The organism is Chryseobacterium sp. 1B4 (assembly GCF_036631475.1).
Lineage (GTDB): Bacteria > Bacteroidota > Bacteroidia > Flavobacteriales > Weeksellaceae > Chryseobacterium.
Genome location: NZ_JAPNUF010000007.1, coordinates 202,456 through 223,196 on the forward strand (window position 1 = coordinate 202,456; position 20,741 = coordinate 223,196).

General features: G+C 38.1%; 16 protein-coding genes and 6 pseudogenes. 11 read left to right on the forward strand and 11 right to left on the reverse strand.

Annotation, left to right across the window (positions count from 1 at the left end; all coding sequences use genetic code 11):
• Positions 1-2 precede the first annotated feature (2 nt).
• Positions 3-410, forward strand: coding sequence for a hypothetical protein (locus OWR28_RS10195; protein ID WP_332386534.1), 408 nt, complete (start codon positions 3-5; stop codon positions 408-410).
• Positions 356-868, forward strand: a complete 513-nt coding sequence (locus tag OWR28_RS10200; protein WP_332386535.1) for a GLPGLI family protein — start codon at positions 356-358, stop codon at positions 866-868. Before OWR28_RS10195 ends, OWR28_RS10200 begins: the two co-directional genes overlap by 55 nt.
• Positions 869-938: 70 nt before the next feature.
• Here OWR28_RS10200 and fsa read toward each other — a convergent pair whose 3' ends face one another.
• Positions 939-1,592 carry a fructose-6-phosphate aldolase gene (fsa, locus tag OWR28_RS10205; protein WP_002978975.1) on the reverse strand — a complete coding sequence of 218 codons (654 nt, stop codon included), beginning with the start codon at positions 1,590-1,592 and terminating at the stop codon, positions 939-941.
• Between the two features lie 274 nt (positions 1,593-1,866).
• On the opposite strand from fsa, the gene OWR28_RS10210 reads away from it, so the two are divergent.
• Complete coding sequence (locus tag OWR28_RS10210; RefSeq protein WP_332386536.1) at positions 1,867-2,373, forward strand: YdeI/OmpD-associated family protein; 507 nt, start codon at positions 1,867-1,869, stop codon at positions 2,371-2,373.
• A gap of 39 nt (positions 2,374-2,412) precedes the next feature.
• Here OWR28_RS10210 and OWR28_RS10215 read toward each other — a convergent pair whose 3' ends face one another.
• Entirely contained in the window at positions 2,413-2,943 is a 531-nt protein-coding gene (locus OWR28_RS10215) for a tetratricopeptide repeat protein (RefSeq protein ID WP_332386537.1), read from the reverse strand.
• Positions 2,944-3,137: 194 nt separating this feature from the next.
• Between OWR28_RS10215 and pepE the strand changes: the two genes are divergently transcribed.
• From pepE to OWR28_RS10235, 4 genes and pseudogenes are all read left to right on the forward strand, one after another.
• Entirely contained in the window at positions 3,138-3,830 is a 693-nt protein-coding gene (gene pepE / locus OWR28_RS10220; RefSeq protein WP_332386538.1) for a dipeptidase PepE, read from the forward strand.
• Positions 3,830-4,681, forward strand: coding sequence for a hypothetical protein (locus OWR28_RS10225; RefSeq protein WP_332386539.1), 852 nt, complete (start codon positions 3,830-3,832; stop codon positions 4,679-4,681). Before pepE ends, OWR28_RS10225 begins: the two co-directional genes overlap by 1 nt.
• Positions 4,682-4,829: 148 nt before the next feature.
• Positions 4,830-6,161: pseudogene (gene dacB, locus OWR28_RS10230) on the forward strand (D-alanyl-D-alanine carboxypeptidase/D-alanyl-D-alanine endopeptidase).
• Between the two features lie 57 nt (positions 6,162-6,218).
• Positions 6,219-7,335: pseudogene (locus OWR28_RS10235) on the forward strand (sensor histidine kinase).
• A 121-nt stretch (positions 7,336-7,456) separates the two neighbouring features.
• On the opposite strand, the gene OWR28_RS10240 reads toward OWR28_RS10235, so the two are convergent.
• From OWR28_RS10240 to OWR28_RS10285, 9 genes and pseudogenes are all read right to left on the reverse strand, one after another.
• Positions 7,457-8,602, reverse strand: coding sequence for a M61 family metallopeptidase (locus OWR28_RS10240; RefSeq protein ID WP_332386540.1), 1,146 nt, complete (start codon positions 8,600-8,602; stop codon positions 7,457-7,459).
• A complete protein-coding gene (locus OWR28_RS10245; RefSeq protein ID WP_332386541.1) occupies positions 8,566-9,168 on the reverse strand; it encodes a M61 family metallopeptidase in 603 nt (200 codons plus the stop codon). The genes OWR28_RS10240 and OWR28_RS10245 overlap by 37 nt, the downstream gene beginning before the upstream one ends.
• 269 nt (positions 9,169-9,437) lie before the next feature.
• Positions 9,438-11,066 (reverse strand): annotated as a pseudogene (locus OWR28_RS10250) (M1 family metallopeptidase).
• Positions 11,067-11,205: 139 nt separating this feature from the next.
• Positions 11,206-12,849, reverse strand: coding sequence for a GEVED domain-containing protein (locus OWR28_RS10255; protein WP_332386542.1), 1,644 nt, complete (start codon positions 12,847-12,849; stop codon positions 11,206-11,208).
• On the reverse strand, positions 12,834-13,637 hold the full coding sequence (locus tag OWR28_RS10260) for a reprolysin-like metallopeptidase (protein ID WP_332386543.1): 804 nt from the start codon (positions 13,635-13,637) through the stop codon (positions 12,834-12,836). Before OWR28_RS10260 ends, OWR28_RS10255 begins: the two co-directional genes overlap by 16 nt.
• A complete protein-coding gene (locus OWR28_RS10265; protein ID WP_332386544.1) occupies positions 13,634-13,915 on the reverse strand; it encodes a hypothetical protein in 282 nt (93 codons plus the stop codon). The genes OWR28_RS10260 and OWR28_RS10265 overlap by 4 nt, the downstream gene beginning before the upstream one ends.
• A 44-nt stretch (positions 13,916-13,959) precedes the next feature.
• Positions 13,960-14,160, reverse strand: coding sequence for a hypothetical protein (locus OWR28_RS10270; protein WP_332386545.1), 201 nt, complete (start codon positions 14,158-14,160; stop codon positions 13,960-13,962).
• A 220-nt stretch (positions 14,161-14,380) separates the two neighbouring features.
• Positions 14,381-15,188, reverse strand: a pseudogene (gene tatC / locus OWR28_RS26950) (twin-arginine translocase subunit TatC).
• An 83-nt stretch (positions 15,189-15,271) separates the two neighbouring features.
• Entirely contained in the window at positions 15,272-16,231 is a 960-nt protein-coding gene (locus OWR28_RS10285; RefSeq protein WP_332386548.1) for a KpsF/GutQ family sugar-phosphate isomerase, read from the reverse strand.
• A gap of 157 nt (positions 16,232-16,388) precedes the next feature.
• Between OWR28_RS10285 and recQ the strand changes: the two are divergent.
• The 4 genes and pseudogenes from recQ (at position 16,389) to OWR28_RS10305 (ending at position 20,702) form a co-directional block, all read left to right on the forward strand.
• Positions 16,389-18,589 (forward strand): annotated as a pseudogene (gene recQ, locus OWR28_RS10290) (DNA helicase RecQ).
• 203 nt (positions 18,590-18,792) lie between these two features.
• A pseudogene (locus OWR28_RS10295) lies at positions 18,793-19,869 on the forward strand (glycosyltransferase).
• A gap of 257 nt (positions 19,870-20,126) precedes the next feature.
• Positions 20,127-20,276 carry a hypothetical protein gene (locus tag OWR28_RS10300; protein WP_332386549.1) on the forward strand — a complete coding sequence of 50 codons (150 nt, stop codon included), beginning with the start codon at positions 20,127-20,129 and terminating at the stop codon, positions 20,274-20,276.
• Positions 20,277-20,315: 39 nt separating this feature from the next.
• Positions 20,316-20,702, forward strand: a complete 387-nt coding sequence (locus tag OWR28_RS10305; RefSeq protein ID WP_332386550.1) for a cupin domain-containing protein — start codon at positions 20,316-20,318, stop codon at positions 20,700-20,702.
• Positions 20,703-20,741 lie beyond the last annotated feature (39 nt).

A 20,741-nucleotide genomic window follows, 5' to 3' on the forward strand; every position in this document is an offset into this window, starting at 1 on the left:
CTATGAAAAAAATAATTGTTGCATTCAGTCTGCTGTTGGCTCTTGCAGCTAATGCTCAGAATCAGAGATTTATTTATGAATATAAATACAGTATTGATTCTACTGCCAAAGGCAAACCCGAAACTGAAATAATGTTTCTGGACGTTGTTTCCAAAGGATCCAAGTTTTACAGTAAAGATGTTTTTGAATCAGATTCCCTTATGACTGCATCTATGGAAAAACAATTACAGGCTGGAAGTACAGAAGTCAATTTTTCCGGTATTAAATTTAAAGGTAAGGTGCTTTATAGTGTTGAAAAAAGCTATCCTGATTATTCAGTGAGTTTTTTAACAATTTATCTGCGGATGAATATTTGGTGCAGGATGAAAGAAAGCAGGGATGGCAAATCCTTCCGGAAAAAGAAAAAATAGGAACATTCAATGCTCAGAAAGCTGTTTGTAACTTTGCGGGCAGAAAATGGATAGCGTGGTTTACACCAGATCTGCCCATCCAGGATGGCCCTTATAAGTTTTCAGGACTTCCGGGATTGATTGTAAAGATAGAAGATGCTTCCCGAACGCATTCATTTGAATTAAAAGGAAGTAAAAAACTTCCGGCCGGATACGAGTGGAAGAGTACCAAAGAAAAAGAAAGGTTTAATGCACTGGTTACTGTAACGGAAGTAAAATACCGGAAAGCTTTCAAAGAATATCTTGCTGATCCGATGAAAAGTGAAAAACAAATGGTAGCTCAGGGAATTGAAATTCAGGAAATAGACGAATCCGGAAAATTGATTCCTATTGATAAAGCACAAAAAGCTAAAGAAATAAAAAAGAAGAATGATCTTAAAAAGCAGAACAACATCCTGGAACTGGATCTGCTGAAATAAGATTGGACATAAAAAACAAAATCCCGGAACTTTGTTCCGGGATTTTTATATCTGAATCTAGAGTCAGTGATTATGCCAATTTCTGAGAATCTGCAACAAACTGAGCCAATCCGCTGTCTGTTAACGGGTGCTTCAATAAGCTCAAGATCGGAGGAAGTGGGGATGTAATAACATCTGCTCCGATTTTAGCACAGTCAATAATATGCATTGAGTGACGGATAGAAGCTGCAAGGATTTCAGTTTCGTACATATAGTTATCGAAAATTAATCTGATTTCCTGGATAAGATTCAGACCATCTGTAGAAATATCATCCAATCTTCCAAGGAACGGAGATACATAAGTAGCTCCTGCCTTTGCTGCCAAAAGAGCCTGCCCCGGAGAGAAGATCAATGTACAGTTGGTTTTGATTCCTTTGTCAGAAAAATATTTTAAAGCTTTGATTCCGTCTTTGATCATCGGAATTTTTACAACGATATTAGGGTGAATCGCAGCCAATTCGTCTCCTTCTTTAATCATTTCTTCGTATGTTGTAGAAAGAACTTCTGCAGAAATATCTCCATCTACAAGCTCGCAGATCGTTTTATAGTGGTTTTTGATGGCTTCAGCTCCCTGAATTCCTTCTTTTGCCATTAACGAAGGGTTGGTTGTTACACCATCTAAAATTCCAAGATCTCTTGCTTCCTTAATTTGCTCTAAATTAGCTGTGTCAATAAAAAATTTCATTTTGATAAATAGATTTATTAATACAAATATAGGGAATTAATTGGGTTCTGAAGTATGAATTTTGAGTTACGGGGTTCCGGAATTCGGGGTTTGGAGTTTGCGGGTTTCTGGGTAGGAGCGTGAGAGGGTTTGAGAGTAAACGGGTTGGGATGTGGGAGTATATGAGAGTGGTTGTTTTTGAAATAATAAAAAAAGAAATTTCATACATATTCGTCAAACTGTTATTTTTGCTTCTAGTTCTAGCTTCCAGCCTGATCGCTTTAAATTATTAATTATGGAAAACAAGAGTTTCACCGCTACATTGGAAATCATAGGAATTAACCCTTTTGTATCTGTTCCGGAAGAAGTACTGAACACGATTTTTGAAAAAGCAGGCAGAAATAAAAGTCCTATCCCGGTAAAAGGAACTGTGAACGGAAAGGAATTTAAACAAAACCTGATGAAATATCTGGGAGAATGGAGGCTGTACGTAAACCTCATCATGTTGAAAAATTCACCCAAAAGAATAGGAGAAATCATTGAAGTAGTACTGGAGTATGATGATTCCGACAGAAGTATTTCCATCCATCCCCAACTGGAAAAGGCCATTAAAGAGAGCAGCCTGGCAACGGAAAACTTTGAAAAGCTGATTCCCTCGAGGAGACATGAGCTGATCCGGTATATCAATAATTTAAAAACCGAAGTCAGTATCCAGAGAAATATTGAGAAAATCATTCGTCACCTGCATGGTGAAACCGATTTTTTGGAAAGAAAATTAAATAAACTAAGTATTCGTCATTGATAACAAAAATGCCGGAAAACTTTCCGGCATTTTTATTTACTAAGAATTTAATGTTTTGCTAAGTTTCAGAGCATCCTCGTTGGTCGGGTCATACTGAATTGATTTAGCAATATGCTCCTTAGCTTTATTTGGATCAGTTTTCTGTTCTGAGAAGGCAAGATAGAAATAGGCATATGCCAGGTTTTTCTTATTTTGCTCTACCTCTTCAGGTTTTACTGTTGCAATATACTTTTCGTAAGCAATTTTTGCATTGGCATCATCTTTAGCAGACTGATAGGCATAAGCCTGGCTGTAATAAGACGGAGCCCAGTCCGGTAATAAAACAGAGATTTTTTTCCAGGTATCAATGGCATTCGTCCAGTCTGATGCATCCTGGTAAGCTGCTGCTAATTTTGCTAAAGATTCTGTATCTTTTGGATTGGCCTCAACCTGCTTTTTAAGTCCTTCAATAGTTGGATTCGCTGTCTGGCTTGTTGTGGCCGAAGTTTCCGGTTGAGTTGTTTGTGCATTTACAAGACTTACACTTCCTGCTAGTATCAAACCTAAGAATAGGCTATTAATTTTACTCATTTTCATAATCTTATATTTTAAAGTCAAAATCTAAAATTCAATAATAATTCCACAAAATCTAAAATTTTAGAGGCTTTAAGTTTTTTTAGAAAATATTAACGGGATTGTTGTTTTTTTTAATTTAATTTTTGATTCGTTAATCTTTGAGGTTATCTTTGTCCTTCATTTTTATTAATACTATATAATTTCGTCACATGAATATCATATTAGCCTCAACATCCACACTTTTTGGTGGAGAATATCTGGAATACCTGAGAGAAGAATTAATCCAATTATATAAAGGTATTGACGAAATCGTGTTTATTCCTTTCGCGCGCCCGGGAGGTATTTCCCATGATGATTATACTGCAAAAGCGCGTTCTTTCTTTGAAACCATCAATATAAAAGTAAAAGGGCTGCATGAATTTGAAAATAAAGCAGAAGCCCTGAACCAGGCAAAAGGTTATTTTACGGGAGGAGGAAATACTTTTTTACTGGTTAAAACATTACATGAAGAAGGGCTGATGTCTGTTCTGAAAGAAAATGTATCAGCCGGAAAAGCTTATCTGGGATGTAGTGCCGGAAGTAATATCGGAGGCCAGAATATGAAAACCACGAACGATATGCCGATCGTATATCCGCCAAGCTTCGATTGCATGGGGCTGGTTCCTTTTAATATCAATCCGCATTACCTGGATCCTAATCCGGACCTGAAGCATAACGGAGAAACCAGAGAAACCCGTATTAAGGAATTCCTTACCCAAAATGACATCAAAGTGGTGGGACTCAGAGAAGGAAACTGGATCAGAAAGACCGGAGATTCAATAACCGTTGAGGGAAGTGAACTGACAAGGATTTTTGAAAAAGGAAAAGAGCCTTACGAAATTGAAGCAGGAAGCAGACTTTAATGAACGAAAAAGAAATAAATCTTTTCATAGAACGTAACCTGACTAATTTTTCAGTGAACAGCACCGGATGGGACGGACTGATCCGGAAATTACTGTATGAATTTGCCACTGCAGGCTGGAATCCGGAGCATAATGTATTTGGAAAAGAAAAATTTGGCGGATTGAGATGCTATACCTATTCTGAAGATGAAACACTCAATAAAAAGCTTAAAGAAATTAAAGACAAATATTCAGAATTGTCTGTTAAAACCTGTGAAATCTGCAGCAGTGAAGGTAAAATGAGAACTATAGGTTCGTGGCAGACCACATTGTGCCTGAATCATTTTCTGGAACAGCAGCCGGTGATTGAAATCGATGGCAAACAGAATATCAGGAGAAACAGTAAGATCATTCTGAATATTAAAAATATCATTAAAGCTGAGATTGAACACGATCTTCAGAAATTATGGCTTTATACCAATCGGGAGCAAGGGACTTGTTTTTCATGGCAGGAGCCTAATTATTACCTGCTTTTAAAAGCTATACCGCTTTCGCTTTTCCCGAAAGACAGACGAGTTGAAATTTCAAATTTATTTCAAAACTTGCAGGATTGTGAAATATGCGGTTATAAGGCTGTTCATCAGAGAAATTGCCTGCGGTGTCATAATGAACCATGGAGTGGATCCGGATTTTTTATTCAGGAGTACAAAGAAAAATCAGACTATATTAAGGATTGCCAGATGGATATTTTCATAGATGAAGATGATTATGAAAAATATTTTAAATACGACCGGTCATTTGAAAAATCTCCCGGCCACCAGATTCTTTTCACTTCAGATGATCTCAGGGAGTATGAAAAGCTTTTATTTTAACTATATTTGATTAGAATTTAGACATACGAAAAAGGTTCAGGCCATGGAACATCAGTACCATTGCAATGAACTGTTGAATGCTATTTGTTTAGACCCAAATTAACAATGTAATGAAAAAACTCTTGCTGTACTTACACTTTCTGTACAGATCGTTACCGCACAGAATATCGCCCAGAAATTAGACAAAGCCACAAAGGATCTTATGGATTCTTCGGGAGCGGTTTCTTCCGGCTTATCATTTTATGTTTCGGATGAAAACGGTAATCTTATTTATGAATATCAGGGAAACAAAGGCCTTTCTACAGCTTCTACACAGAAGATTTTTACGGCAGGAGCCGCACTGGAAACTTTAGGGAAAAACTATACCTATACCACCACGTCAAGTTATTCAGGAAACATATCAGCAGGAACTCTGAACGGGAATTTGTTTATCAGTTCCAACGGTGATCCTACATTGGGAAGCTGGCGGTATGAGGGCTATAAACCTGAGAATTTTAAAAGAAGCTGATAGATGCCATTAAAAATTCAGGAATAACAAAAATATCAGGTGACCTCGTCATTGATGATTCTTATTTTGACCATCAGACGATTCCGGGAGGCTGGCCGTGGGATGACCTTGGCAATTATTATGGTGCCGGTGTATGGGGAATCAACTGGAAAGAAAACCAGTTTGATATTACTATTAACGGAACCGATTTTAAAAGCTTCTCTTATCCGCTGGAAGGAGTGAAATGGCTGAATGATCTGAAAACAGGGGAAGCTCAGACCAAAGCCTGATCTTTACGGCTCCTCATTCTGATGTTGCGCTGATTAACGGGATGCTTCCATCGGGAAAAACTGTTACGGTTTCCGGTTCTACTCCCAATCCGCCGCTACAGCTGGCAGCAGAAGTAAAACAATGGCTGAAGGAATCGGGTATTGAGCTTTCGGGAAAAGCAATAACAAACTCGCAGCTTGAAATTGATGGAAAACAGGCTTTGGAAGCTCCGAAAAATAATATTATCCTCACTTACCAATCGCCGACTCTGGATAAAATTGTATACTGGTTTCTGAGAAAAAGTATCAATCTGTATGGTGAAACATTGATTAAAACTTTAGGAAAAGAGAAAAAGGAAATTCAGGCTTCAAAAGCGGTGTTTCTTATCTGAAAGAATTCTGGAAGTCAAAGGGAATCAATCCGAATATGATCAATTTTGCAGATGGAAGCGGACTTTCCCCACAAAATTATGTGGCCGCAAAAGCAGAAGTGCAGGCTCTTTTATATGCTAAAAAACAATCCTGGTTTGAAGCATACTATGACGGATTTCCGGTTCAGGATAATGGAATGAAGATGAAAAGCGGAACGATGAGAGATACCAAATCTTTTGCAGGATATCACACCGCAAAGGATGGAAAAAAATATGTATTTTCGATTATTATCAATAACTATCAGGGAAGTGGAAATACAGAGCTTCAGAAAATCCTGAATGTTTTAAAGTAAATACCTTTGAGAAAATCTATCCTCACCAGGCTGAATAACTGGATCATTTTTGTTGTGATGACTACTTTGGTGATTGCCATTATAGTAGCTTCAACATCGCTTATTAATTTTCTCAGAAAAGAGGAGATCAAAAGGATCAGTCTGCTTTCCAAAGCGATAAGAATACAGCAGGAAGTGAAGACTCCCGATACGGATGTTCTGGATCTACTGCCGGATATCCTGAACATCAATAACACGATTCCGTTCATCGTAACAGATAAATATAAAAATCCGATTCTTGATCTCGGATACTACAGAAATATTCCTGAAAGTACGATCAAAAACCCTGAAAAACTACAGGATCTGATCCGGAATATGGAGAAAAATTATGATCCTATTGAGATCAAAGTTCCGGATGGAAATAACCAGTTTGTGTATTATGACAACTCACGCCTGCTTAATAACCTCAGGTATTCTCCTTACATTCTGGGACTGTTTATTTTGTTGTATTTTGGCTTTTCTTTCTGGTTTTTCAGAACCATCAAAAAGACAGACGAAGGATATCTCTGGGCAGGTCTGGCAAAAGAAACAGCCCATCAGATCGGAACACCTTTATCATCTATGATTGGCTGGATAGAAATTATGAAGCTGGATAACCCGGATTCGGAAGGAGTGCATGAGATTGAAAAAGATATTGAAAGGCTTAGAACCATCTCAGAACGGTTTTCAAAAATAGGATCCGTTCCTGAGCTGAACGATAGAAATTTCAATAAAACGATTCAGGAGAATTATGATTATTTAAAAACCAGAATTTCCAGAAAAATCAATTTTACCCTGAATCTTCCTACTTATACCGTTCTGGTGCCCCACAATAAGATCCTGATAAGCTGGGTGATTGAAAACCTGGTAAAAAATGCTGTGGATGCCATGAAAGGAGAAGGAGCCATTACAATATCTGTTTTTGAAAGAAATAAAAATATTTTAATTGAAGTAAAAGACAACGGAAGCGGAATGACAAAACAGCAGGCACGAAATGCTTTTAATCCCGGTTATTCTACCAAAAAGAGGTTGGGGACTGGGATTGTCACTGGCCAGAAGAGTCATCCATGAATACCACAACGGAGATATCAAGATTTCCCAGACGGAAATAGGAAAAGGAAGTACCTTTAGAATAACAATCAGAAAGGAGGAGTGATGCTGGCTTAATGAGTTGTAAACAGAAACCTGTCAGGTTTGAATGTTAAAGAATAAGAATAAAGAATAAAAGATCATCCTTAGAAAATAAAAAGCGGGGAAATTTTTCCCCGCTTTTCTCTTTATTTTTTACCAGTGAGCCACTGGGTCTGTAATTTCAACTCTTCCGGAGTCGGATTCGCTTTAAATACTGGAGTTTCCATGGTCATTTTATCCAGTATTGCCTTTCCTTTCAGCGTCATTTTCTCTTTTTTACCGGCATTATCTCTCAGGATGGTTACCGTTACTTCCTGTCCGTCTTTAATGGTTCGGGTATATCCGATAAAGTCCTGTACTTTTTTAATATCTACTGTTCTTCCATCAAGGGCAAGTACCTGGTCAGTGATTTTAAATCCTATACTTTTTGCAAATGGAGACAGTGCAGAATGTTCGTCAAAAGCAAAAGCATTGGTCTTGTCATCAAAACCTGTCTGGTTCGGATCTTTGATAAACCAGAAAATAGGCTGGCTTTCCTGCTTTTTAATATCTACACCTACCATGCTCAGGTATTGTGCATAAGGCGTTGGCTGGTTTCCTGCAATATATTTGTTATAAAATTCTTTTACCTGAGGGTATCCGGTTACCGTTACCAGTTCGTCAATCAGCTTATCATCTTTGAAAGGTTTGTTTTCACCAAATCTCTGTGACAGTTTTCTGATCATATCACGGTATCCCATTTCTCCGTTGGAAAGTTTTCTGAGCTCAATATCTAAGCACATCGCTAAAAGTGCTCCTTTCTCATACACATTTCTGTACTGATCTTTGTAAGGTTCAACCAATACATTTTTACTCATTACCGTAAATGGCATTGTATCATCATAGCTCTTCGAGTTGGCGATTTTCTCACCAATTCTTCGCAGGAACTGGTCTTTATCGATCAGACCTTCCTGGATCTGGAATAAATTGGCAAAATATTCCGTTCCGCCTTCGTACATCCATAAGTGCTGTGACATTTTCGGATCTGCGTAATCAAAATAGTGGATTTCTTCAGAATGGGTCTTCAGAGGGTTTACCGTATGGAAAAACTCGTGGGACACCACATCAGTAATGGTGTTGTCAATAGCATCTTTAGGCATTGCTTCAGGAAGCACAACGCTTGTGGATTCATGGTGCTCCAATGCTCCGAAACCTTTTACCGACGGACCGTCACCTCCGGAAAGATAAAGCATGATCGCATACTTTTTATTTGTATTCATATCTCCCAGGAATTTCTTCTGAGCAATAACCATTTTTCAAGATTGTCTTTGAAATCAGCGGCTTTATATTTTCCTGTCGGGGAATATACACCCAAAACAAGATCCATCCCTCCAGCATTGAACGTGATATAATCCGGCTTTGTATACATAAGCGGAGAATCTGTCACCTTCGCGTAATTGGCAAGGGTATAGGTATCTGTAGATTCAGATTTATCCTGATCTACCAACGCTGTGGTTCCGTAAAAATCGGTTGGTTTCTGAACGATCAGCTGATACGGAACATCCTGCATATTCTCAATATATCCAATGAATCCGTGGGTATTGATCATATATACTTTTCCTGCCTCAATATCGGTTCCAGACGGAGAAAATACAGCTTTATGTTTGGAGGTATCCGTTTCTTCATCAAAACTGTCATTGACAAGATAAGAGATTTTGGAAAGGCCCTGGGCATTTTTCAATGAATAGGTATTGTCATTTACTTTGGTATACGTAAGCTCTTTTCCTTTGTTGTCATAAAATTTAATTCCTTCGATGAATCTTCCGTAGTCATCTACAGAATAAGTACCGGAACCGTTTTGGGAAATGAAATTTAACATCCCCGGATTTCATTTTCGGGAATTCCATGGTAACGGCTACTTTATCATCTTTTACATTAACAAGGTCAATGGTTGTTTTAATAGACTGGGCATTGGCCAAAAAAGCAGCAAAAATACCGAGACTAAGTACTGTTTTTCTCATTAGGTTTACATTAATAGTTAAATAGTTGCTTTTTTTATCAATTTGTTACGGAAAAAGTATTAAACTTTTCTTAAAATTTTAAAGAAAAAGCAAAAGGCAAATCTGCTGGTATGCGGATTTGCCTTTTTTATTGAGTGTTAGTATAATTGATATAATAGTTGGGATTAAATTCAACCGGATTATTCTTTTTAAGCTTTACCGTCTGCCATTCTTCCGTTGGATTTATAGTCTGATCGCCATTAATGATAACGGGTAATTTCAGGTTTTTTACCACATCTGTATAACGGAACTTTAAAGTATCACCATCCTGAGCATATTCCAGGGTTGGGATCTTTACCGTTCGCAGATACTGGTCAAAAACAGTAGAAAAATCGATTCCGGACTTTGAGGAAATATAATTTTCAATCTGTTGGGTGGTAACAGTCTGATGATAAAAATCTTTATTCAAGCCTCTTAAAATCTGTCTGAATTTTTCATCATTATTGATGACCTGTCTTATCGTATGAAGCATATTGGCCCCTTTCGGGTACATATCTCCGCTGCCTTCATTTCTTACGCCGTATCTGCCAATAATAGGAATGTCATTATCTATCAGTTTCCTGATCCCCTGAACATAGATGTCAGCAGATTTTTTGTCCATATATTTTTTCGTGAAAAGAGTCTCGGAATAATTGGTGAAACTTTCATGGATCCACATATCAGCTGGTCCTTTGCGGTAATATTATTGGCGAACCATTCATGGCCGCTTTCATGAATAATAATGAAATCCCAGTGTAACCCAACTCCTGTTCCGGAAAGATCTCTGCCAAGATAGCCGTTCTGATATTTGTTTCCATAGGCTACATTACTCTGATGTTCCATGCCCAGGTGAGGAGACTCTACAAGTTTGTATGAATCTTCATAAAACGGATATGGACCAAACCAGTATTCAAATGCGGATAGCATAGGTTTTACCTGTTGAAACTGTTTTTTTGCCTTGTCCAGGTTATAGTCAATTACCCAGTAATCCAGGTCTAGTTTTCCTTTTTCTCCTTCAAATACATCTTTAAAATTTACATATTTTCCTATACTCGGAATAATGGAGTAGGGGTTGATAGGATTTTTTACCTCCCAGGTATAAGTAGTTTTGCCACCCGTTATTTTTTTATTGGTTAGCCTACCATTACCGACACCTACCAGATCATTAGGCGTTATAATTTTCATGATGATCCCGTTATCAGGTTCATCACTCCAGATATCTTTGGTAGGAAGCCATATGGAAGCTCCTATTCCCTCATCAGCAGCAGTCATCCATGGATTTCCTTTTTCATCTTTAGTGAAAACCCATCCTCCGTCCCATGGTGCATTTTTAGCAATGGTTGGCTTTCCGGAATAAATGACGTTGATGGTGTATTTTCCCCTTTTTGAATTTTTTATTTGTTGTAATGAAAATAAAATCCCCATCCTGCTTATAATTGGCAATAGGAAAGCTTCCTTCCACCTTGTCAGCTTTCATAGGCTGCTGAAGATCAATCTGGAAAACAGGATTGGTGACATCTTTTATAATCTCAAAGCTGATTGTATTATTTCCTTTGATACTTTTCTGTTCAAAATCCGGTTCTACAGAAAGATCATACTTTTTAACATCCCAAAAATTACGAAACTCCGTATTGGAACCCTTTAAAGTATCCTGTTTGGTAAAAACCTTTCCTTTCTCAAAGAACTGCCCGAAAACCAATCCTGATGCAAATAACAGGGTATATGACAATTTTTTCATTTAAACTTTATTAATAATCTTTTCAAAAGTATAAAATTAAATTAATAGCCTTATGCAGAAAATTAAATTAAATACAGATTTTAAGAAGGCATGAAAAAGCCCGGCCATTAATGACCGGGCTGTAAAAACAAATTCGTTTTTATTTTTTGATGAATTTCAGGTTTGTAGTAGCACCTTTATCTTCAATTGAAATGATATACGCTCCTGTACTTAATTTTGAAACAGGGATTTTATTATCATTAATCTGGCCGTTCATTACTTTCTGACCTGCCATATTGGTGATGATAAACTGAGCTTTAGATGAAATCTGAGTTACATGTAATACATCACTTACCGGGTTAGGATAGATCTGAATAGAGCTCTTGTCTTTTACCGTCTCATTCGTGGAGAGCTGCTGCTGGATAAGTACCGGATAGTCTTCAACTTCACCGTACTGCTGATTGCTGCATCCGCTGTTTGGCTGGCTTTCATATCCCAATACCACTCTCATAATAACGTTTCCTCCGGTATAAGCATCTGCAGGTACAGAGAATGTTCCGGAAACCGGTGTCGCTATGTTAGGTGCACTGGTGTAGATTACTTCAGACGAAGAGAATACTCCGTCTCTGTTGAAGTCGATCCAGGCTGTTACTCCGTCATTGTATTGTGCGCCTGTCCATGCTTTGGTAATACTTATGTTGTTTCCAGAAGAACCAGACATAAGAGTGATCAGCTTCGAAGGATCGGAAGTGTAATCCGTATAAGCAGTATTGCTGCTGCTGTTTGAAACAGGGTTCATTCCCGAAGGCGTTACCGTCACATTGGAAATATATTCGTCAGCTGCGTTTGTTCCCGTTATTGAACATTTAGCAAATGAAGACGTTGTAAAATTGGTTGATGCTGAATAAGAACCCAGCGTACCTCCGCAGACATTAGCCACCTGTACTTCGTATTGGGTTGATTCGGTAAGCCCTGAAATGGTATATGAGTTCGTTGAAACAGGAACAGTGGTCCATGTGGCTGTCCCTACTTTTCTATATTGTACAGAATAGGATGCTCCTACCAGAGCTGCCCAGTTTACAGAGGCCGAAGTTCTTGTAATTCCGGTTACAGTAATTCCGGTTGGAGCAGATGTTGCACAGGCGCTTGCAGATGCGGAAACGGTAGCATTTCCAATCGCATAGAATACATTATCAACAGCACTTACCCTTATTTTTACACTGGCACCTGTTGCCAGAGAGGAGAATGAGAACGGTTCAGCGCCATCATTCGGAGTAGACGGGGTAATCACTGTCCATGTATTTCCATTGTCTGTAGTATAATCTATTTTAACATTCTGTACATTATACGGAGCATTATTGGTGTTTACCACATCCCATGTCACCGCTCCCGGGGTATTATTATAAACAGTAGTTGAAGTTACTTTAAACGGACCTTCGTTTCCTATATCCACTTTCATCAGGCTGCTCTGTGTCTGCTGCTGTGCAGCATCAGGATTATTGTCTCTTACGGTTACCTTGAAGTTCATCGTTCTTGGGATGTTGGATACCGTTTCCCAGTCTGCAGCACTGGTAAGAGTGCCATTAAGAACATTTGAAAACTTAGGGAAATAACGTGTAGGAGAAGTTGTAGGCATCAGCGATCTGAAGTTGGCCCCATTATTTCTGGTGGCACTTACCGGTCCGAAAGCAGAAGTTGCCAGATCATATTGCTCCCAGGTATATGTCATCGGATCATTTTGGGTGTCTGTTGCAGAAGCGGTTAACACAAAAGCTGTTCCTTTAGGGATCATCTTACTGGCCATTGGCTGGATAGCAGGAGGGTGTTGGCTACTGTAGTAATAATACCGCAATCCTGAGAATTGACATATGCTCCTACTTCCTCAATATTTTTAGTATGGAAATAAGCATCAGAATGCATCTGAACATTATAGTTGGTAATACCGGCATATCCCATAATAGTAGATCCGGATCCCGGTTCCATATGGGCACCATGCAAAGCAATAGACATTGTATGTGCAGCACCGAACTGATGGCCGATTTCATGAGCTACAAAGTCTATATCATAATTATCTCCGAAAGGCTGGTCTGGAGTAGAGGGTGATGTGATTCCTGCACCTTTTGAAGTTGCATCCGTATTGCTTGCAGGGTTTCTGCAGACATTTCCCACATCTCCGGCACTTCCTCCGCCGCCTCTGTGGCCAAAGAAATGTCCTATATCATAAGCGTTGTTACCCACTCCTGCTGTATTGGTAAGAGTTTGCTGAAGCTGAAGGTTCCATGCTGCAGGAGCACTGTATGTACCATTTGAATTGGTTATTACATCCGAATAAGGATCCGTAGCGGGATTTGGAAATATGAGCTGAGGAAGATCCTGCACAATCATATGAATTCCGAAATCTTTTTCGAAAACACCATTTACACGGTTCATTGTTGCATTAATACGTGCCGCTGCCAAAGGAACGCTTCCGGCAAGCTGTGTATACTCACCGTTTACGGAGATGGCAATTCTATAGGTTCTGTACTTTTGCTCACTGCTTTTATTAAAACCTCCGCTGTTCAAAACACTTTTTGTCTTAAGCAGCTTATTCATCTCTTTTTTTGCTTTCTCAGGCTCAGAAGTTCTGCATTCGAAAGGATCTTCATGAGATTTATTGGATTTGAAAAAGACTCCGTATACATCTTTTCTTTGTTGATGGGTTCTATGAATTCATATTTTCCTGTATTGGCATCAAATACCATGGACTGGAAGTCACTAGGTGCAGTACTGAACCGGATTCGCTTATGCAGGTTGTCCAGGCCGATACCCGAATAGGCTCCCAATTCATACCGTTCTGCCATGGACTTTTCCACTACAGGCGAGCTGTACACTGAAAATCTTTCAATTTTTCCGTTAGCTGCAGGGATAGAAACAATTACAGGGGTTCCCCTGTACCTGCTTCAGGAGCATTTTTCAGCTGATCTCTCAATGCAGAAAGGTCAAATTTATAGGCGTATTCTACCTTTACTTCTTTCCTTACCGGCGTCACTTTCTCCGAGACCGGTTCCCAGCGTTGTGCCTGTAAACCACTCAGACTTAAAGCCAATGCACAGACGAGAATAATTTTCTTTTTCATATTATTTTTGATTGTATTTAAAGTTTTAAATATAGTGTATTTTTTAAAACTTTTGTTGATAATTCAGTGTTAATTGTTCCTAACTTGATAATATTAGTTAAATTTTGTAGTTGTTTTAAATTGAATTAAGAATAAATATAATTAAGGTTAATATTTTTATATAAAATAAGCGCTACCATTCCGTTGAATAGTAGCGCCTGTATTTTTGGTAAAATATTAATTATTCTTGTACTGCAGGAAGGTTTCCATTACTTTTCTGAACCTTTTTATAAGTGAATGTACACATCATAATACTGAATTCATATAAGATCAGCAGTGGAAAGGCAGCCATCAGCATACTTAAAACGTCAGCAGGGGTAATGATTGCAGCAACTACCATAATCAGAACAATAGCGTGACGACGATAGGTTTTCATGAACGCAGGCGTAAGAATTCCGATGCTGGTAAGGAAATAGATGAGGATCGGGAAAAGGAATATAACACCCATACCCAAAACTACCTGTAAAAATAAAGTGGTATAGTCACTTAAGTCATAAAGCGGAACAATAATATCCGAAATTTTAAAAATAACTCCGAAATTAACAGCAAACGGAAGGATTAAAAATAACCGCATAATACTCCGGTCATGAAAAGCATCCATACTGCATTGATGATATAAATAGAATTCTTTTTTCTCTCGGGTGTAAAGCAGGACTGATAAAACGCCACAGCTCCCATACAATATAAGGAAACGCAGCCACCATTCCGCCGAAAACCGATACAGCCATCATTACATTGAACTGCTGATACAGCCTCTGTACGCGGACAGGAAAATCTTTTGGAAGATGAATACTGTCTTCCCCTAAGATCATTCTTGAAAAATGATTAACAAGCCTGAAGGTAGGGAAATCATTTCTGGTAGGCCCGAAAAAGATATGGTCCATAATCCAGTTGATGTTAAAGCCCACTACAAAAGCAGCAATTATGATAGCAATAATCGAACGGATCAGGTGTCCTCTTAATTCTCCTATATGTCCAAGAAAGGACATGTCTTTACCTTCGCTCACAGAATAAAATTTTTAAAGGGCAAATTTATAAAAAAAATGACAGAAGTGAGTCTGATTTCTCAGTTCTAATTGATTCCTTCATCCAGCAGCTTATGCAGATCTATGATCCCGAAATATTTTCCGTTTTCTGTAACGACCAGCTGGCCGATATTATTTTCTTTCAGGATTTTCATCGCTTCTTTGGCAAGAGCATCTTTTTCAATGGTTCTCGGGCGGGCAGACATGATGTCTTTAGCCAGTACCTTGCTGATATCTTCGCCTTTCATCAGCATTCTTCTCAGATCTCCGTCTGTGATCACACCAATAATCTGGTCTTCGTTGGTTACCACCGTAATTCCATGGCTTGATGCACTGATGGAAATAATGACGTCTCTTATCGGAGAATCTTCAGTAACCCGAGGTTTTTGTGAAGATAAAAATTGCTCAACTTTAGAAGTTAGGTTTTTTCCTAAACTTCCTCCCGGGTGGAATTTGGCAAAATCATTGGCCCTGAAATCGTTCAGTTCCATTAAAGCAACAGCCAAAGCGTCTCCTAATGCCATTTGTATAGTGGTAGAGCTGGTAGGTGCAAGTTTATTGGGGCATGCTTCCACATCAACATGAGTATCCAGAATAACCTCTGAAAATTCAGCCAGCTTACTGGTCTTATTTCCCGTCATTCCGATCAAAGCAGAAGAGTAATCTTTTAAATAAGGAACCAGGTTGGCAATTTCAGGCGAATTTCCGGAATTGGAGATGCATAAAACCACATCCTGCTTCTGAATCACTCCAAGATCTCCATGAATAGCTTCGGAAGCATGTAAAAACTGAGAAGGGGTTCCTGTAGAATTTAAAGTGGCCACAATTTTATTCCCGACATGGGCAGATTTTCCTATTCCTACTACAATGAGTTTCCCTTTTGCCGAATGAATAATCTCTACTGCACGGGCAAATTGGTCATCAATTCTGTTTTTTAATTTTTCCAGTTCAGAAATTTCTATTTCTAAAGTGCTTTTTGCAATTGATATAATGTTGGTTCTATCCATTTTACGATGATAAGGTATACAAAAAGTTCTTAAAAAACGTTATATTTTAAAAAGAATATTTAATATAAATTTTATTTTTTATAAATTCGTTCGCTTTTATTTTAAGCAGAATTTTTATAACTTTGGGTGAGATGCAAATTTAGCAATAGAAAATTAGATGAGCGCAAAAAAAGCCAATTTATCAGGCGAATTGAAAAGTATTTTGGGTTTTCTACATTTAAGGGCCAGCAGGAACAGATTATAGACAACCTATTAGGAGGGAAGGATATATTTGTTTTAATGCCTACAGGTGGCGGAAAATCATTGTGTTACCAGCTTCCGCACTTATTTCGGAAGGTACAGCAATAGTAGTTTCGCCCTTAATAGCATTGATGAAAAATCAGGTAGATGCAGTAAACGGCCTTTCATCTGATGATGGGGTAGCCCATGTACTGAATTCATCATTAAACAAAACACAGACCAAACAGGTTTTTGACGATATAAAAAGCGGCAAGACCAAACTTCTGTATGTAGCTCCTGAATCATTAATTAAAGATGATTACCTGGATTTTTTGAAAGAGGTGAAAATTTCTTTCTTTGCTATCGATGAGGCCCACTGTATTTCAGAATGGGGCCATGATTTCAGACGGAATACAGAAATCTGAAACAGATTATAGATAAAATTGCCAATGTACCGGTGATTGCTTTGACGGCTACCGCCACTCCTAAGGTTCAGGATGATATCCAGAAAACTTTAGGAATGACCAATGCATTGGTATTCAAAGAAAGCTTCAACAGACCTAATCTATACTACGAAGTACGTCCGAAAGTTAATGTAGACAAGGAAATCGTTAAATTTATCAATCAACATAAAGGGAAATCAGGAATTGTATACTGCCTGAGCCGAAGAAAAGTTGAAGAGTTTGCCCAGCTTCTGCAGGTAAACGGAATCAATGCGCTTCCTTACCACGCCGGTCTTGACCAGAAGGTCAGGGTGGCGAATCAGGATAAATTCCTGATGGAAGAAGTAGATGTAATTGTGGCAACCATTGCTTTCGGGATGGGAATTGATAAACCGGATGTTCGTTTTGTGATCCATTACGATTTCCCGAAATCACTGGAGAGTTATTACCAGGAAACAGGAAGGGCAGGAAGAGACGGGGGCGAAGGCCACTGTCTGGCATTCTATGATCCGAAGGATATTGAAAAACTGGAAAAATTTCTGGCTCAGAAACCCGTGTCTGAAAGAGAAATCGGATTACAGCTTCTGAATGAGGTAGTAGGCTATGCTGAAACTTCAATGAGCAGAAGACAATATATCCTGTATTATTTCGGAGAAAGTTTTGATCCGGTAAAGGGTGAAGGTGCCAGGATGTGTGACAACTCTTCCAACCCGCCAAAATTAAAAGATGCAACTGCCGATTTGAAAAAAGTGCTGGAGCTGATTAGTGATACAGGAGAAAAATTCAAGGCTAAAGACCTTATTTCTGTTATTGCAGGGAAAGAAACTGCGGTAACAAAATCTTACAAACTTGAGCAAAGTTCTTATTTTGGTTTCGGAAAAGAAGAAAAAGACAATTACTGGAAAACGATTTTGAGACAGGCCACTGTTCAGAATTTTTTACAGAAAGATATTGAAACATATGGTGTTTTAAAGATTACCGACAAAGGAAGAAATGTCCTGAATGGTAAATCTAAAGATGTCTTTTTAATCGCAGAAGACAGAGAATTTGATCTTACCCAGGCAAAGGCAGAGAGCGATCAGGTACAGCAGCAGGCCGGAGGAGGTCTGGATCAGAACCTTTTCAATCTGTTGAAAGAATTGAGAAAGAAAGTAGCCAGAAAGCACGGAATCCCGCCTTATACAGTGTTCATGGATCCAAGTTTGGAAGATATGACGGTTCAGTACCCGATCACGGTAGATGAAATTACCAAAATCTATGGGGTAGGAGAAGGAAAAGCCAAAAATACGGTAAAGAATTTGCAGATTACATTAAAACCTACGTAGAAGATAACAACATCGAACGCACTCAGGATATGGTATTGAAGCAGGTGGCCAATAAATCAAGCCACAAAGTATTCATTATCCAGAGCACCGATAAAAAGATTGATCTTGAGGATATTGCAAGAGCCAAAAACCTTTCTATGGATGAACTCCTGAAAGAAATGGAGAGGATCGTGTATCAGGGAACCAAACTGAATATCGATTATTATATTGAAGACAATTTTGATGAAGACATTGTAGACGGTTTCATGGAATTCATGAACGAATCTGAAAGTGACAGCATGAAGGTATTGCTGGATGAATTCGGGGATGAACTGTCTGATGAAGAAGTGAGAATGCTGAGAATCAAATTTATCAGTGACGTAGCGAACTAAAAATCATTATAAAATATAAAATAAGCTCTTCAGATGAAGAGCTTATTTTATTATAAGTTCGTTTAAACTTTTAATTCGAATAAACGCAAATCTTCATTTCTTTTTAAAAGCTTAGTTAATTTCTGTTAATAACCGCCCTAAACGGTCATCTTCTTCCTTCCAATATTTGAAAGATAACTAAACTTTTTAGTAACTTTGATAAGATGAAAAAAATATCTGTCATATTTATTCTGCCAGACTTAGAAACCGGGGCGCAGAGAGGATTGTTACCACTATAGCAAACCATCTTTCCAGAGATCGGTTTGAACCTAAGATTTTGCTGTTACGTAAACAGGGCGGATATTTGAATTTCCTGAAAAAAGATGTCGAAATTATTGATATCAATACCGAAAGAATAAGACATTCATTAAGACCTATTTTAGGAGAGATCTACAGAAGAAAACCGGATATTGTTTTCTCTGGCTTTGGTGAGGTAAATGCCTACCTGTCTCTGTTTATCAAACTATTTCCGAGAACGAAATTCATTGCCAGGGAAACCAATGTTGTGACCCAGCATGTCACCCGTAAAGAAATTAAATTTTTCTACAATTTTTACAATAATTATCAGAAAATCATTGCCCAAAGTGATGATATGCTCAAAGATCTTGTTGACAATTTTAATATTAAAAGAAAAAATCGTCAAAATCAACAATCCTGTAGACTTTGATTTCATTGAAGAGAAAATGGCCTTGTCATCAAAACCTGATTGTTTCAAATATAATTATAAGAATGTGGTTGCCATTGGTAATCTGTCTTCCAGAAAAGGATTTGATAATCTTCTAAAGGTTTTTTCAAGGCTTAAAAATGAGAATATCATGCTTCATATTTTAGGAGATGGAAAAGATAAAGATCTTCTGCTTCAGACAAAAGAACTTTTAGGACTGAAAAAAGTGATCTTTCATGGAAGGCAGGATAACCCATACCAATACTTAAAATTTGCTGATTTATTTGTCCTGTCTTCAAGATATGAAGGTTTTCCCAACGTTCTTCTGGAGGCGGGTGCGTGCGGAACTTATTCCCTTGCCAATAATTGTCCCGGAGGAATTAACGAGATTATTCAGCATAATATAAACGGAGAAATTGCAGATATTGAAAATCATGACCGATTTGCCCAGGAGATTGTGAGGATTCTTCAGAGCAATTATAATCGGGATGCTATTAAAAACTCAATTAAATCAAGATTTTCGAAGAATATTATATTGGACAAATATGAAAAGGTGTTACTCGACTTAATGAAGTAGCTCATATTGTATATTTGAATTATGGTGTTTTATTTCTTTAAATTTGGGGCTAAAATAAATCGTAATGAATAAAATCCCGAAAATAGGATGCGCCTGTGAAAACCTGACTTCCATTATACAGAATTCAGAAGTTCAGAATTAGGTATAGATCATACTAACGGAAGATATGGAGAAGTAACGATTCAGCAGTGCAAGTTGTGCCAGAGAATATGGGTTCATTATCTTGTGGAGTATGAACATTATTCCAAATCAGGAAGATGGTACAAAGGAATTGTTTCGAAAAAGACCGGCCTCATATCACTCCGGAAAATGCTGTGGAGTATCTGGAAAGCCTTGAATGGTATGTTTACGGAGGTTCATTTTTTGAAAGTACGGGAACTATCGGACAAGGAACGTTGAAAGTGTAATTTTTTGTGCTGACTTCTTAAAATTTAAATATCCAATCCATGAAGCCATTTATAATTGCTGCTGTAATGCTTAATTCTGTTGCAATGATAGCTCAGCAGAAGGCAATCTCCAGAAAAGAGCTGTTAAAAACTGTTATTGATCAGAAAGTAAAATCTACAGAGATCCAGGAAATAACAATGGCTGCAGGGCAGGGAGCGCCCGAACATCTGCACCCTTGTCCCGTTTTAGGGATAATCAGTTCCGGTGACGCTGTTTTTCAGATAGAAGGACAGGAGAAAGTGATACTTCACAAAGGAGATGCTTTTTATGAGCCCAAAAATGTGAGAATTCTTCATTTTGATAATGCATCAGCTGAACAACCACTTGTCTTTACCGCAATGTATCTGAAGGAGGGAAATGAGGAAAATATAAAGTTCATAAAATAATACTTTTCATAAAACTAAAGCATATAATTATCATTTTTA

What these genes read in the sequence shown, in the direction of transcription:
- OWR28_RS10195 (WP_332386534.1), top strand. Translation starts at nt 3, where the DNA reads ATGAAAAAAATAATTGTTGCATTCAGTCTGCTGTTGGCTCTTGCAGCT.
- fsa (WP_002978975.1), bottom strand. Translation starts at nt 1,592, where the DNA reads ATGAAATTTTTTATTGACACAGCTAATTTAGAGCAAATTAAGGAAGCA.
- OWR28_RS10210 (WP_332386536.1), top strand. Translation starts at nt 1,867, where the DNA reads ATGGAAAACAAGAGTTTCACCGCTACATTGGAAATCATAGGAATTAAC.
- OWR28_RS10215 (WP_332386537.1), bottom strand. Translation starts at nt 2,943, where the DNA reads ATGAGTAAAATTAATAGCCTATTCTTAGGTTTGATACTAGCAGGAAGT.
- pepE (WP_332386538.1), top strand. Translation starts at nt 3,138, where the DNA reads ATGAATATCATATTAGCCTCAACATCCACACTTTTTGGTGGAGAATAT.
- OWR28_RS10225 (WP_332386539.1), top strand. Translation starts at nt 3,830, where the DNA reads ATGAACGAAAAAGAAATAAATCTTTTCATAGAACGTAACCTGACTAAT.
- OWR28_RS10240 (WP_332386540.1), bottom strand. Translation starts at nt 8,602, where the DNA reads ATGGTTATTGCTCAGAAGAAATTCCTGGGAGATATGAATACAAATAAA.
- OWR28_RS10245 (WP_332386541.1), bottom strand. Translation starts at nt 9,168, where the DNA reads ATGTTAAATTTCATTTCCCAAAACGGTTCCGGTACTTATTCTGTAGAT.
- OWR28_RS10255 (WP_332386542.1), bottom strand. Translation starts at nt 12,849, where the DNA reads ATGGCCAGTAAGATGATCCCTAAAGGAACAGCTTTTGTGTTAACCGCT.
- OWR28_RS10260 (WP_332386543.1), bottom strand. Translation starts at nt 13,637, where the DNA reads ATGAATAAGCTGCTTAAGACAAAAAGTGTTTTGAACAGCGGAGGTTTT.
- OWR28_RS10270 (WP_332386545.1), bottom strand. Translation starts at nt 14,160, where the DNA reads ATGAAAAAGAAAATTATTCTCGTCTGTGCATTGGCTTTAAGTCTGAGT.
- OWR28_RS10285 (WP_332386548.1), bottom strand. Translation starts at nt 16,231, where the DNA reads ATGGATAGAACCAACATTATATCAATTGCAAAAAGCACTTTAGAAATA.
- OWR28_RS10300 (WP_332386549.1), top strand. Translation starts at nt 20,127, where the DNA reads ATGGTACAAAGGAATTGTTTCGAAAAAGACCGGCCTCATATCACTCCG.
- OWR28_RS10305 (WP_332386550.1), top strand. Translation starts at nt 20,316, where the DNA reads ATGAAGCCATTTATAATTGCTGCTGTAATGCTTAATTCTGTTGCAATG.